At 69.0% G+C, this 12,849-nt stretch carries 15 protein-coding genes, 3 tRNA genes and 2 pseudogenes; 17 read left to right on the top strand and 3 right to left on the bottom strand.

Features of this window, described 5'->3' with window-relative positions; translation table 11 throughout:
* The first annotated feature begins 31 nt into the window (after positions 1 to 31).
* The 5 genes from coaE to ACFFCN_RS16995 all read left to right on the top strand — a co-directional run bounded on the left by coaE (position 32) and on the right by ACFFCN_RS16995 (position 1,610).
* The gene (coaE, locus tag ACFFCN_RS17015; protein WP_375493569.1) at positions 32 to 673 is read left to right on the top strand and encodes a dephospho-CoA kinase; all 642 of its coding nucleotides are present in this window, start codon (positions 32 to 34) and stop codon (positions 671 to 673) included.
* 77 nt (positions 674 to 750) lie between these two features.
* A tRNA-Gly gene (locus ACFFCN_RS17010) sits at positions 751 to 823 on the top strand.
* 76 nt (positions 824 to 899) lie between these two features.
* Positions 900 to 971 (top strand) — tRNA-Cys (locus ACFFCN_RS17005).
* A 36-nt stretch (positions 972 to 1,007) separates the two neighbouring features.
* A tRNA-Val gene (locus tag ACFFCN_RS17000) sits at positions 1,008 to 1,082 on the top strand.
* 129 nt (positions 1,083 to 1,211) lie between these two features.
* On the top strand, positions 1,212 to 1,610 hold the full coding sequence (locus tag ACFFCN_RS16995; protein WP_375493567.1) for a VOC family protein: 399 nt from the start codon (positions 1,212 to 1,214) through the stop codon (positions 1,608 to 1,610).
* Between the two features lie 57 nt (positions 1,611 to 1,667).
* Here ACFFCN_RS16995 and ACFFCN_RS16990 read toward each other — a convergent pair whose 3' ends face one another.
* Together ACFFCN_RS16990 and ACFFCN_RS16985 are read right to left on the bottom strand one after the other, a co-directional pair.
* The gene (locus tag ACFFCN_RS16990) at positions 1,668 to 2,153 is read right to left on the bottom strand and encodes a DUF1203 domain-containing protein (protein ID WP_375493565.1); all 486 of its coding nucleotides are present in this window, start codon (positions 2,151 to 2,153) and stop codon (positions 1,668 to 1,670) included.
* A gap of 144 nt (positions 2,154 to 2,297) precedes the next feature.
* Positions 2,298 to 2,804, bottom strand: a complete 507-nt coding sequence (locus ACFFCN_RS16985) for a GNAT family N-acetyltransferase (protein ID WP_375493563.1) — start codon at positions 2,802 to 2,804, stop codon at positions 2,298 to 2,300.
* Positions 2,805 to 2,870: 66 nt separating this feature from the next.
* Here ACFFCN_RS16985 and ACFFCN_RS16980 point away from each other — a divergent pair.
* From ACFFCN_RS16980 to ACFFCN_RS16965, 4 genes and pseudogenes are all read left to right on the top strand, one after another.
* Positions 2,871 to 3,086: pseudogene (locus ACFFCN_RS16980) on the top strand (TetR/AcrR family transcriptional regulator); the annotation flags it as partial.
* Positions 3,087 to 3,482 carry a TetR/AcrR family transcriptional regulator gene (locus ACFFCN_RS16975; RefSeq protein ID WP_375493571.1) on the top strand — a complete coding sequence of 132 codons (396 nt, stop codon included), beginning with the start codon at positions 3,087 to 3,089 and terminating at the stop codon, positions 3,480 to 3,482.
* Positions 3,483 to 3,620: 138 nt separating this feature from the next.
* Complete coding sequence (locus ACFFCN_RS16970) at positions 3,621 to 3,872, top strand: type II toxin-antitoxin system Phd/YefM family antitoxin (protein WP_375493561.1); 252 nt, start codon at positions 3,621 to 3,623, stop codon at positions 3,870 to 3,872.
* Positions 3,869 to 4,249, top strand: coding sequence for a PIN domain-containing protein (locus ACFFCN_RS16965; protein ID WP_375493559.1), 381 nt, complete (start codon positions 3,869 to 3,871; stop codon positions 4,247 to 4,249). Before ACFFCN_RS16970 ends, ACFFCN_RS16965 begins: the two co-directional genes overlap by 4 nt.
* 213 nt (positions 4,250 to 4,462) lie before the next feature.
* On the opposite strand, the gene ACFFCN_RS16960 is transcribed toward ACFFCN_RS16965, so the two are convergent.
* Positions 4,463 to 5,890 (bottom strand): PQQ-binding-like beta-propeller repeat protein, encoded by a 1,428-nt coding sequence (locus tag ACFFCN_RS16960; protein WP_375493558.1) that lies wholly within the window; start codon positions 5,888 to 5,890, stop codon positions 4,463 to 4,465.
* A gap of 207 nt (positions 5,891 to 6,097) precedes the next feature.
* Here ACFFCN_RS16960 and ACFFCN_RS16955 point away from each other — a divergent pair, with 207 nt between their 5' ends.
* The 8 genes and pseudogenes from ACFFCN_RS16955 (at position 6,098) to ACFFCN_RS16920 (ending at position 12,698) form a co-directional block, all read left to right on the top strand.
* Positions 6,098 to 6,511: a hypothetical protein gene (locus ACFFCN_RS16955; protein ID WP_375493557.1), complete on the top strand. Its 414-nt coding sequence runs from the start codon at positions 6,098 to 6,100 to the stop codon at positions 6,509 to 6,511.
* Between the two features lie 33 nt (positions 6,512 to 6,544).
* A complete protein-coding gene (locus ACFFCN_RS16950; protein ID WP_375493555.1) occupies positions 6,545 to 7,246 on the top strand; it encodes a response regulator transcription factor in 702 nt (233 codons plus the stop codon).
* Entirely contained in the window at positions 7,246 to 8,445 is a 1,200-nt protein-coding gene (locus ACFFCN_RS16945; RefSeq protein ID WP_375493554.1) for a sensor histidine kinase, read from the top strand. Before ACFFCN_RS16950 ends, ACFFCN_RS16945 begins: the two co-directional genes overlap by 1 nt.
* 18 nt (positions 8,446 to 8,463) lie before the next feature.
* Positions 8,464 to 8,691 (top strand): annotated as a pseudogene (locus ACFFCN_RS16940) (ATP-binding protein); the annotation flags it as partial.
* Between the two features lie 250 nt (positions 8,692 to 8,941).
* Positions 8,942 to 10,159 carry a ferric reductase-like transmembrane domain-containing protein gene (locus tag ACFFCN_RS16935; protein WP_375493553.1) on the top strand — a complete coding sequence of 406 codons (1,218 nt, stop codon included), beginning with the start codon at positions 8,942 to 8,944 and terminating at the stop codon, positions 10,157 to 10,159.
* A gap of 26 nt (positions 10,160 to 10,185) precedes the next feature.
* A complete protein-coding gene (locus ACFFCN_RS16930) occupies positions 10,186 to 10,683 on the top strand; it encodes an FMN-binding protein (protein WP_375493552.1) in 498 nt (165 codons plus the stop codon).
* Positions 10,680 to 11,459, top strand: a complete 780-nt coding sequence (locus ACFFCN_RS16925) for an FAD:protein FMN transferase (RefSeq protein WP_375493550.1) — start codon at positions 10,680 to 10,682, stop codon at positions 11,457 to 11,459. Before ACFFCN_RS16930 ends, ACFFCN_RS16925 begins: the two co-directional genes overlap by 4 nt.
* 318 nt (positions 11,460 to 11,777) lie before the next feature.
* Complete coding sequence (locus ACFFCN_RS16920) at positions 11,778 to 12,698, top strand: cation diffusion facilitator family transporter (protein ID WP_375493548.1); 921 nt, start codon at positions 11,778 to 11,780, stop codon at positions 12,696 to 12,698.
* Positions 12,699 to 12,849 lie beyond the last annotated feature (151 nt).

Here is a 12,849-nt window from a genome sequence, read left to right as displayed (position 1 = left end):
AACGGCACCCCGATGCGGGCCGTTAGCGACGGTGCCGGGTGCAAACCGGAGCCGGCTCGATAGCGTTCGGAACGTGCGTGTGGGATTGAGCGGGGGAGTCGGATCCGGCAAATCGACCGTCGCTGCGATGTTCGCCGGGCACGGCGCCGTCGTCATCGACGCCGACAAGATCGCCCGCGAGGTTGTGGAGCCGGGCACGGACGGTTTCGCGCGGGTCGTCGAGCGCTTCGGCGACGACGTCGTCGCCGACGGTCGGCTGGACCGGCCGAAGCTCGCGCAGATCGTGTTCAACGACGACGCGGCGCGCGGCGACCTCAACGCCATCGTGCATCCGCTGGTCGGTGTACGTACCGCCGAGCTCACCGCAGCCGCGGGGGAGGACGCCGTCGTCGTCTACGACGTGCCGCTGCTGGTCGAATCGGACATGGCCGCCGGCTTCGACCGTGTCGTGATCGTGCAGGCGCCGGAGCAGCTACGCGTGCAACGGTTGGCCGGGCGTGGCATGAACGCGGACGACGCCCGCGCGCGGATGGCCAGCCAGGCCAGCGACGAGCAACGCCGCGCCGTCGCGGACGACGTGATCACCAACGATGGTTCGCGCGAGGACCTGCAGCGCCAAGTGGACGCCGTCTGGCGCCGGCTCGTCGACGGCGGCGACGGTGCGGCCCGGTAGCGGTTTGAAGGCGCTCACGAGCATCGGATAGAGTCGTCGATCGGCACTTGGTCCAGACAGATTCGGTCGGTGCACACGCGGACGTAGCGCAGCTGGTAGCGCATCACCTTGCCAAGGTGAGGGTCGCGGGTTCGAATCCCGTCGTCCGCTCGAGGTAGCGCGAGACCCGGCCTCGGAGCCGTTGCGGTGTCCGGTGGCGCGGGGCCGTCTCGACCGGATCGACAACGGCGGCGTGGCCGAGTGGCTTAGGCAAGGGCCTGCAAAGCCCTGTACGCGGGTTCGATTCCCGCCGCCGCCTCGACAACATCACCGCCGGCAACGGCGGTGTGCATAAGGGCGATTAGCTCAGTGGGAGAGCACTACCTTGACACGGTAGGGGTCACTGGTTCAATCCCAGTATCGCCCACCATTACAGGCTCCGTATCTCGGGGACTTGATGGACGGCGAGTGCGTGATCGTGGTTTTTTTGGTGCATGGCTTCTGATGAATCGGTGCCCTTCGATCCCGAGTCCGGTAAAGCGTTGATCGATCTGCAACCGTGACCGAGCGCACGGCAGCAATGCACGTCGGGCCGGTTATCGCCGTCACTGACCTCGACCGGGCCCGCGAGTTCTACGAAGGCAAGCTCGGGCTGGACGGCGCGTCGATACCAGGTGGCTGGACGGTTGCCGCCGATGAGGGCACCGTCGTGTACTTGCTGCCCGACGTGCCCAGCGCCGGTTCGGCCGACTGGCCGGTCGCGAGCTTCCGCGTGGGCGACGTGCGCTCGACAGTCCGTGCATTGCGCGGACGCGATGTGCCCTTCCTGACCCAGGACGACCTGCCGTTTCCGCTCGACGAGGACGGCATCTCAGTGAGCGATGCGACGCAGGTGGCGTGGATGCGCGACCCGGATGGTTCGGTCCTCACCGTCTATTCGCTCAACGACGCGACATAGAGCCAACGCCGCGCGAACGATGACGGGTGCGGGTGTTGCGCGTGCTAACGCGGTTCGTCAGTTCGCGGCGGTGACGGAGTACAGAAAGCACTGCGGTGCCAGGGTGCGGACGTGCACCGTGTGGACGTCGGATTCACCGAGCAGCGTTTCGATGAGTGGCTCGAGGGCGGCTTCGTCGGTCACCACCGTGTTGTGGTCGTAATTCATCGTGTCGTCGGCGCGGTAGGTGCGCAGTACCCGAGGGCCGTTGGCCAGTTCCCGGGGCAGCTGGTCGGCGGAGGTGTAGCCGTCGCAACGTGCTGCGTGGATGTAGATCGGACCGACCTCGGTCCACACCGACGGATGGTCGAAGGGTGCGTAGGAGATCAGGGCGATCTGGTCGCCTGGTTCGGCGTAGCGCAGGCAACAGCGCAGCGGCTCTCCGTCTCCCGATGCGGCGAAAGGCTGCAGTCGGTTGCCGTGTCCGTCGGCGCCGCTTGCCCGGACGTCGTCGAGTCGGCGGGGTTCGATCGCATGCACGAGGAGCGGGTTTGTTGTGCCCATACCTAGATCGTCCTTTCCGGTGTTCGCCCACGCTGGCGGATAACGGACTTCGCATTTGGCAGCCCGCAGAAGACGTGCAGAACGACCAAGCAGTTGAGCACCTGCCCGGCTGCGCTGATCCGGGAGTTCGAGAGCTCCGAGTAGTTACGGACATGCCCTCGTCGTGTCGGCGGCGGCCAGCTCGAGTTCGTAGACCTGGCCCACGAGGTCGACGCCGAAGCTGTGGTGCGGTTCTTCCTCGATGAGTGTGAAACCGGCGGCGAGATACACGTGGCGCGCAGCGGCCAACGGGTCGTTGGTCCACAGGCGCAACTTCGTGTATCCGGCTGCTCGGGCGAAGTCCACGCACCGCGCGGTCAGCTTTGCGCCAAGCCCATGCCCGCGACCGTCCGGGTGCACCAGCAAGATGCGCAGCGTCGCGACCGACTCGCTTTCGGCCACACAGAACACGCAGCCGACCCGCCGCCTGTTCTCCTCCGCGATCCATGCTGCTTCGCGATCGGGATCGTGGTCGCCGGCGTAGTCGGCCACGATCCGCGCAACCAGCGCCTCGAAACTCGTATCCCATCCGAACTCGTGCGCGTAGACCTCACCGTGCGCCCGAACCACCCAGCCCAGGTCACCGGGCTTGCCCAGCCGACGAATCGACACCCTTTCTTGCACGCCCGACCACCTCACGCTCTACTGAAACGTTCGTTTCAGTGAGAAGGTAGGCCCATGACGGGTCGCGGTTCATCATCACCCGCTACGGCCGACACGGCCGCGGCCCCGCTTCGACCCGTGTCATCGCAACGCCGACTGCAGCTCCTCGATGCCGCGTACGACTACGTCCTCGATCACGGCTGGACCGGGCTGTCCCTACGCCCGCTCGCGTCCGCCATCGGCTCGAGCCCGCGGGTTTTGCTTTTCCTGTTCGACAACAAGGAGGGTCTCGTGCGCGAGATACTCGCCCGCGCTCGCGACGACGAACTGCAATTGCTGCAAAGTCTGCGCCTAACCCACGCCGACACATCGACAACCGCCGTCGCGGCAACCGTTTGGGAGTGGCTGGTTTCCGCCGAACATCGACGCGTACTCACGTTGTGGGTCGACACCTACGCCCGCTCCGTGGTCGAGCCCGAAGGGCCCTGCGCTGACTTCGCCGCGGCCACAGTGCGCGACTGGCTCGAGGTCTTCACCGACCTCGGCGCCGGCCAGGATGACACGGACCGCACGCTGCTTCTCGCTGTCCTACGCGGTTGCCTCTTCGACTTGCTGGCCACTTACGACGTCGACCGGACCACAGCAGCGGTGACCCGCTACCTCACGACATGCCAACCGGACTCCTAACCGCAGCCGGATCGTGCGTCTCGACGGGCATCCCGATCAGGTCCGCCTGCGGGCGTTTCCGGCCGGGCCTGGTTGCCCGTAAGCGGATCCGCTTGCGGGGACGAGACACCGAGTAGCACAGGTGCTACGTTTCAGGGTGTGAACGCCGTGGGGCTGCGTGAATTGCGTCAGAACGCATCTGAACTCGTGCGACGCGTCGAGGGCGGCGAGGAAATCGAGATCACCGTGTCCGGCCGGTTGGCCGCCCGGTTGGTCCCGGCATCCCAGAAGCGGTGGCAGAGCTGGGACGACATCGCCAGCGCGTTCACGGGACGTCCGGACCTCACCTGGGACCATGACCGAGACCTGATCGACGGCTCAGTCATCGACCCCTGGGAACCGCAACCGTGAGGGCGATCCTCGACACCAGCGTGCTGATCGCAAACGACATTGCATACCTCGAGGGCGAGCTCGCGATCAGTGCGGCGGCGCTGGCCGAACTGCAGTTCGGCGTTCTCGTGACCACCGACGCAGCCGTGCGCGCCGAGCGCCTCCGGCGACTGTCGGAGTTCCAAAGACGGTTCTCGGCGTTACCGATCGACGAGGCCGTCGCGACCAGCTACGGGCAGCTCGCGGCCGCCATCGTGATGGCTGGTCGCCGTCCGCGTTCGCGTGTCATGGACCTGCTGATTGCGGCAACCGCCCATGCCCACGCCGCGCGCCTCTATACGCGCAATGCCGGCGATCTCGCGGGCATCGAGCATCTCGTCGACATCGTTGCGGTATAGCGCGCAGCAGTCCTGCCCGCGGATCCGGTTGTGCGCTCGCCCATCCTGCTCCAGAGAGGGCCGCGTTGGTCTGGAGTCTGCATGGCCGAATGGATCGTCGACGGCGAGCAGCTTCCCGAACAGCCTGCCGATCCCGCCCGTCGAGCGGCCGATGCGACGAGCAGGCGCCTGCGCGTTGTCGCCGTCGCCCGATTCGATCGGAGCAGGCGAGTGTTATCGAAGGGCCGTGACTCCGGCTGCGGTCGGCACGAGGAGCAGTCCGAGCGCCGTGCTGGGTGATTCGAAGCTGGGGATTGCCGGCCCGACGCGGACGCTGCGGATGCGCCGGGTGGTGTGTGCGTCGAACTCGACAAGGGTGCTGCGCGTGTGGTCGAGCGCCCATACGTGATCGCCGATGATCATCGGCGAGCTGTCCGCGCCGGACAGGCGTGGTCCCACTTTGTGGTCCGCGAGGTCGACGACCTGGATGCCGCCGCCGGAACACGGCACGAACATGCGCTGGTCGGCCGCGTCGTAGGCCGGTCCACCGTCGGGATCGCTGCCACAGACGTGTCGGATGGCGGCCACCTGGGTCAGGTCGGACTGGCGAAGGACGAAGGCGACGTCGGTCTTCCCGACCGCGAACACCTGACCGTTGGGCAGCAAGACCGGGTTGCCCGTGGCGAGATCCTCGTCGCCACCTGCGATCCGATCCTTGAAGGACGCGATCGGTTTGAGGGTGGGCGTGAGCTTGACGACGCTCTCCGTGTACCTCTTCGGGTCCGGTCCGCCGTTCGGCGGATCGGGGTTCGAGTTCCCCGTGGTGACATAGACGTTGCCGGCCGCGTCCAATGCGGGAGCCCCGCCGGACTCCCAGATCGCGCCGCCGTGCCCGTCTGGCGCGACGCGGAAGCTCACCGGGCGGGCCGGGCCGGTCTCGTCGACTCCGACGACCGCTCCGTTGTACGTGCCGCAGTCGCCGTCGTTGCCACCGTAGGCGACGTACACACGTCCGTTGCCCAGGGCGAGGGATGCGCGTTGCAGCAGTTGCGCAGGGTGCTCGCCGGGTGGCAGGGGCGGGTCGACGTCGTCCGTGAGCCGAACGGCGCCGGTGGCCAGGGACAGACCTTCGAGACGGTGCACCACCTCGCCGTGGCCGAGGTCCACCTCGCCGACGACGTAGACGGTCGCGGTGCGTGGGTCGATGACCGGCGTGCTGGTGACGCCCAGCGGGTCGACGTCGCCGCACCCGGCAACCGACTGCACGTCGGTCAACGGCCGACCCAGCGACGTCGACCAGATCACCGCCCCGTCGCGCGGGTCCAGCGCGACGACGCGATTGTTCTCCGTCGCCGCCACGACCCGCTGGGCGTAGACGAGAGCCTGCCCACGCACGGCGCCGCCCAGGTCGTCGGACCAGGCCCGGGCGAGCCGGAACGTCGTCGACGCGCCCACCGCACCGGATCGCGCGTCGTCGGCGTGATACGCCGTCCACGATTCCGGCGCGGGTGGGGTGGCGGCAGACGACGGTGCAGCGGCGCTGGGCGTCGACGTGCGCTGCGCAGGTGGCGTGCTGGCGCTCGGCGCGCTCGATTGCGAGCAGGCGGCCAGTGCCAGCGCGCCGACACACAACGACAGCCGAGCCCACGACCGTCTCGTCATCGCGCGATTCGGCACGCGAGACAGGTACCCCGGGGCCGTACCGAATATCGGCTGGTGAGCGCTCGAGCTACGTCAGGCCGCCGTTGAGAGCAAATGCAGAGGGAGCGATGACAGGTTTGGCGTGTTGATCGCGAGCCCGGATCAGGTGCAAAGGTCTGCCGCGCCGGCGCGATCGGGATCCCCCGAGGAGAACTGACGATGATGGCTGTGAGTTCACGTGTGACCGGCCGGGAGGAGACAGCGCTGGCTGCTTTCGCAGCGCTGACCGGCCTGACGTCGGTGCTGATCATCCTGCAAGGCATCTGGGCCGGCATGTTCATCCGTGAGGGCCAGGACAACAAGGAGTCGTGGGTCGAGGTGCACGACTGGGGCGCGCGAATTACTTTCGTCATCGCCCTGATCGCGGCCGTGGTCGCCGTGGTGTTCCTGCGTCGGCACGTCGCATTGCTGATCGGCTCGATCGTGTTGCTCGTCCTGGTGTTCGTGGAGGCGTACATCGGCGGTCTCGTCGGCGACAACCCCGCTGCCGAAACCGTGCACTTCCCGCTGGCGATGGCGCTGGTCGGACTCAGCGTATGGCTGCCCATCCGCTCCCGCGCGCTGCGCCGCGCGCACGGGTGACGCCGCTTCGCTGACCCGGCATCCTGGGTGTCCATGAACTCCGAGCCGGGCATCCGCGCGCTGGTCGTGGAGGATGAACGCGATTTGGGCGAGGTGCTCACCCGGGTCCTGATGCTGGAGGGCTGGGCGGTGACCTCCGCGCCCGACGGCGCCTCGGCGATACGCGCGGCGCAGGCGCAGCCGCCGGATCTTGCCGTGCTCGACGTGATGCTGCCGGACATGACGGGGCTGCAGGTGTTGCGTCACCTGCGGGCCGCGAATCCGGCCGTGTGCGTGCTGTTCCTGACCGCGCGCGACTCGGTGGAAGACCGCGTCGCGGGCATCACCGCCGGAGGGGACGACTACGTCACCAAGCCCTTCGCGATGGAGGAGCTGCTCGCCCGGCTGCGTGGCCTGCTGCGCCGTGCGGGGATCGCAGGGGACCGCGCGCCCGCGGCCGGGTTGGTCGTCGGCGACCTCGTCATGGACGAGGACGCCAGGGAAGTGACCCGGGCCGGGCAACCGATCGAGCTGACGGTCACCGAGTTCGAGTTGCTGCGGTTCCTGATGCGTAATCCGCGCCGGGCACTGTCCAAGGCGCAGATACTGGACCGTGTGTGGAGTTACGACTACGGCGGGGACGCGCACGTCGTCGAGCTGTACATCTCCTACCTGCGCCGCAAGGTCGACCGCGGCCGCGACCCGATGATCCACACCGTGCGGGGCGTCGGGTACATCCTCAAGCCGGCCGGCTGATGCGCCTGCCTCGTCTGCCGCAAACGGTGCGTGGCCGGCTGACCGCGGCGCTCGCGATCGTGTTCACCCTGGCCCTGGCGGCGGCAGCGCTGATCACCGTCCTGGTCGTCCGGCACGTACTGGTGAATCGGCTCGACGATCAGCTGCGTGCTGCGGGGGACCGGTTCTCCGTCGCCCTCGAGCACGACGATCACGACTCGGACAATCGCTACGGCGACGTCGAAGGTCAGCTCGCCGGGACGCTCGGCGCGCGCGTGCTGCACGGCACGGTGACCAACGCGGCCATCATCGGCGGTCATCACGGTAACGATGACGACGTTCCTGCCGCGGCACGGGCTCAGCTCGCCCGGCTGACCGTCGACAGCACTCCGCATTCGGTCCGCCTGGCCGATGTCGGGCTGTACCGGGTGGTGGTCGCCAAGGGACGCGACGGCGACGTGCAGATCACCGGTCTGCCCGAGCGGCCGATCGAGAACACGATCGACAAGCTTGCGCTCGTGGTCATCGTCGTGTTCGCCATCGCGCTGCTGGCGATCGTGCTGGTCGCCGCCGGCCTGTTACGGGTCATGCTGGCCCCGCTGTCGCGGATCTCGACCACGGCCGCCGAGGTGGCCGACCTGCCGCTCGACACCGGTGGCGTCTCGCTGCCGCACCGCGTCGACGCGGGTGCAGGCGGCAGCGAGGTCGACACACTTGCCCGTGCGTTCAACGCCATGCTCGAGCAGGTCGAGTCCGCGCTGCGGACCCGCGCGGACAGCGAAGACCGCCTGCGCCGGTTCATCGCCGACGCCAGTCATGAGCTGCGCACGCCGATCGCGGTGGTCCGCGGGCACGCCGAGCTCGCGCAACGCGAGGGTGGGCCGGACCTCGTGCCGGACGTGTCCCGCTCGCTGGGGCGCATCGCGGCGCAGTCCGAGCGGATGAGCCACCTCGTCGAGGACCTGCTGCTGCTGGCGCGGCTGGACTCCGGACGCCCGCTCGCGGCCGAGCCGGTGGACCTGGTGCGCACCGTCCTCGACGCGGTAGACGACGCGCGCATCGCTGCGCCCACGCACCGTTGGCGGCTCGCCCTGCCCGACGGCGCGATCGACGTCATCGGCGACGCGCATGCGTTGGCGCAGGTCGTGTCCAACCTGCTGTCCAACGCCGCCGCGCACACCCCGGAGGGCACCACCGTGTCGGTGTCGTTGTCGAGCTAGCGCGGTCGGGCGTGCTTCGCAGTCGCCGACGACGGACCCGGCATGCCGCAAGCCGTCGCGGCGCACGCCTTCGACCGTTTCGTGCGCGGCACCGGCGAACGGTCGACGAGCCGCGGGTCGAGCGGTCTGGGGCTGCCCATCGTCGCCGCGATCGTCCACGCGCATCACGGCGAGGTCGAGATGAGCACGACGCCGGCCGGCACGACGGTCCGGGTCGACCTGCCGCTGCCACCCATCGTTTTCTGAGCGCCGGCAAGTCGAACGCAGAGGGATCGCAGAGCAACCGCGGCGAAGCTGATCCCATCTAGAGGAAGAGCCGCGATGACCACCTTGCTCCGCCCGCGTGACGCCGGCCCGCCGGCAGCGCAGCTGTCCACACCGCGCTCGCGGCTGCGGATCACCGCCGCGCCGGCGCTGGCCGTCGTCGCGCTCGGCGGGTTGCCGGTGCTCGCGTTGTGGGCAGGACACGAACTTCATCGACGGCTTCGGCAGCCTGTTGACCAATGCCGGCCGGCTCACCGGCCTGCTGGCCGGGTACGCGATCCTCGTCGTGCTGGCGCTCATGGCGCGGGTACCCGCGCTCGAGCGCGGGGTCGGCAGCGACCGCCTCGCCCGGTGGCACGCCGCGGGCGGCCGGTACGTCGTGTCGCTCGCGCTCGCACACACCCTGCTGATCATCTGGGGTTACGCGGTCACCGCACACGCCGACGTCGTGTCGCAGACCACGACGCTCGTGCTCACCTACCCGGACGTGCTGATGGCCACTGTGGCGGTAGGGCTGCTCGTGCTTGTCGGCGTGACCTCGGCGCGCGCGGCGCGAAAAAGGCTCCGGTACGAGACGTGGCACCTGCTGCACCTGTACACCTACCTCGCGATCGCGCTCACGTTCGCGCACGAGTTCCGCACCGGCGCGGACTTCACCGACGTGCGGGTCCGGGTGCTGTGGCTGGGCCTCTACGTCATGGTCGGCGCGACGCTGCTGTGGTATCGGGTGCTCACGCCGCTGATCAACTACGCCCGGCACACCCTGCGGGTCGTCGCCGTCGTTGCGCACGGGCCGGCCGCGGTCTCGGTGATCGTCGGCGGACGCAACCTGGCGCGTCTGCGGGCCCGGCCCGGCCAGTTCTTCCGTTGGCGCTTCCTGACCCGTGACCTCGCCGGGGCCGCCAACCCGTACTCGCTGTCCGCGACGCCGTACGGGGACCAGCTGCGCATCACCGTCCGGACGGCCGGCACGCATTCTGCAGCGCTCGCTCGGCTACGCCCCGGCACCCGGGTGCTCGCCGAGGGGCCGTACGGCGCGTTCACCGCCGACGTCGAGCACCGCTCGGCACTTGGCAGGCGCAGCGGCAAGGTGCTGCTCATCGGGGTCGGCATCGGCATCACGCCGGTCCGCGCGCTGCTGGAGAGCGCGCCGGCCGCGCCCGGCGGGATCACTGTGCTGTACCGCGCGCGCAGTGCGGGCGACCTCGTGCTGCGCGACGAGATCGACCACCTCGCCGCCGTTCGCGGCGCCCGCGTGCACTACCTGCTCGGCCGACGCGAGGAAGGGGATCACCTGTCGCCGCAGCAGCTGCGCCGGCTCGTCCCGGACCTTGCCGCGCACGAGGTCTACCTGTGCGGGCCGGACGAGCTCGTCGCGACGCTCGCGCGCGACCTGCGACGCGCAGGCGTGGCCCGCGCCGGCATCCACTTCGAATCCTTCGTCTTCTGACCCGACGTGCACCGGAGAACCCACCCATGAAACGGCTGATCCTCACCGTCAGCGGAACCGTCGCGGGCTTCGCCGCCCTGCTGTCGTTCAAGACGCAGGCACATCCGATAACCGCCGCCGGCCCGCTGCCGTCCGCAGGAGCCCGGACCGACGCGCCCGCATCCTCCGCCGCGCTCAGCAGCACCCGGGGCACACCGACGCCGACCACGAGCAGGTCCGCCACGCCCGCCCGGACCAGAACGGTGTCGCGCAACTATGTCGGCCGGGCGATCACCACCCGGTACGGCGTCGTCCAGGTCAAGGTCACGGTGGCTGCGAGCAAGATCACCGGAGTGTCGTTCGAACAGTTGACCGCGTTCGACCGGCACTCGGAAGAGATCAACTCGATGGCCGGACCGCAGTTGCTGCAGGAAACCTTGACGCAGCAGAGCGCGCAGGTCGACACGATCTCCGGCGCCAGCTACACCAGCGACGGGTACCGGCAATCGCTGCAGTCGGCGCTGGACCAGGCGCACCTCAAATGACCCGGGTCGGCGCGGGTCCGACGGCACTGCCCGTGTCGCATGCCGAACACTGCATGGGCACGGTGTTCTCCTTCCGTGTCGCCGCGCCGGGCGTCGACGCGGCGTCGTTGCGTGCCGTCCTCGACTGGCTGCACGCGATGGATGCGATGTTCTCCACCTACCGCGCAGACAGCGAGATCAGCCGGATCAACGCCGGCACGCTGACCCTCACCGACGCCTCGCCCGAGGTCCACGACGTGCTCGCTGCCTGCGCGTACTTCCGCACCGACACCGACGGGTACTTCGACTGCCGCCCGGACGGCTGGACCCTCGACCCGTCCGGCTACGTCAAGGGCTGGGCGGTTCAACACGCGGCCGACATGCTCACCGCCGCTGGTTCGCTCAATCACTGCGTCAACGGCGGTGGCGACGTCACCTGTGTCGGCCAGCCGAGTCCCGAACGCGGCTGGATCATCGGCATCACCGACCCGCTCGAACGCGGCAGGCTGCTGACCGCGGTCACCGGCGGCGGTCCGCTGGCCGTCGCGACATCGGGCCTCGCAGAACGCGGAGCGCACATCCTCGATCCGCACACCGGAGCCGCCGTCACCCACGTCGCCTCGGCGACCGTCGTGGCGGCCGACCTGATCACGGCTGACGTCTATGCCACGGCAGTCGCAGCCATGGCACCGACGGCTGCCGCGCGATGGCTCGAAGCACGACCCACGGTCCGAGCCCTGCTGGTCGAGCGGTCCGGACGGCGCCGGTCCTTCGGCAACTGGCGCGCCCGTCCATAACAGCGTTGAGAGCAAACGCAGAGTGTGCCCGGCGAAACTTCGCCAGGTGTCTCAAGCCGAGCGACGAGGTCATGCCTCGACTCGCACTGGTGGCCCGACTGGCTCGATAGCCGTTGACGTGAGCATCGAAGAGCTGGTCAGCTTTCTTGACGCCGTCGCGATCGGATTTCTCATTGCTGTCCGCGAATACACCGCGCATGTTCCGCGGATCGTCGGTGCACAGCCTGCTGTTCGGCGCACGCTGGAGGTTGCCGGTGTCGTGAACCTGTTCGACGCCGGGAGCGGGTCGCCGCGCTGCGGACCGGGCATCCTGGACACATGCACCAGTCGACCGGTTCGCGCGATGCCGCCACCGCTTTCCCGCTGCCCGACCTCGCTGACGACGCCGCCGAACGCCGACAGGCGAACCGGGCGATTGCGTGGGGCGCTGCCGGACTGGCCGTCACCGGGCTCGTTGAACTGGTGATCGCCCTGTCGTCCGGGTCGGTGGGCTTGTTGGGCGACGCGCTGCACAACCTGTCCGACGTGTCCACCAGCGCGCTCGTGTTCGTCGGCTTCGCGGTGTCCAAGCGGGTCGCGTCCGAGCGATACCCCTACGGCTACGAACGCGCCGAAGACCTCGCCGGTATCGGTGTTGCACTGGTCATCTGGGCCAGCGCAGCGTTGGCCGCTGTGGAGAGCATCCGCAAACTCATCGACCACGGCACCACCACCCACGCCGTGTGGGGCGTCGTCGGTGCGGCGGTCGGCATCCTCGGCAACCAGGTCGTGGCCCGTTACAAGTTGATCGTCGGCATGCGCATCAACTCCGGGACCTTGGTAGCGGACGCGAAGCACTCGTGGCTGGACGCGCTGTCCTCGGCTGGTGCGCTGCTCGGTTTGGTCGGAGTCCTGCTGGGCGCGTCGTGGGCCGACCCGGTGGCCGGGCTCGCCGTCACGTTGTTCATCTGCCACGTCGGGTGGGAAGTGACCGCGGACGTCCTGCACCGGCTCATGGACGGCGTGGACGCCGACGTCATCACCACCGCCGAAGCCACCGCCAGCGACGTCGACGGGGTGCGGCATGCCCACGCGCGTGCACGTTGGACCGGACGCACGCTCCGGGTCGAGATGGAGGGGTGGGTCGACGCCGACACGACCACCGCGCAGGCCGACGCGATCGGCCGCGCCGTCGCAGCCCGACTGGCCCGCGCGCTGCCGGACATGCGCAGCTTCACGTGGAGTGCGCGCGCCGTCTGACCCAGCGCCGCGACCTGCGCGCCAACCCCTGACTGATGTGTGTCGCGTGCGGAAAGCGTGCGCCGCAGCCCGGGGCATCTCTCAATCCGCGAGCTTCACCAATCTGGGTGGTCTCCACCCGACACCCGGCTGCGGTCACTGCGTCGTGGGC

It is taken from the genome of uncultured Jatrophihabitans sp. (assembly GCF_964246335.1).
Lineage (GTDB): Bacteria > Actinomycetota > Actinomycetes > Mycobacteriales > Jatrophihabitantaceae > Jatrophihabitans.
This window is presented reverse-complemented; position numbering and strand designations above follow the sequence as displayed.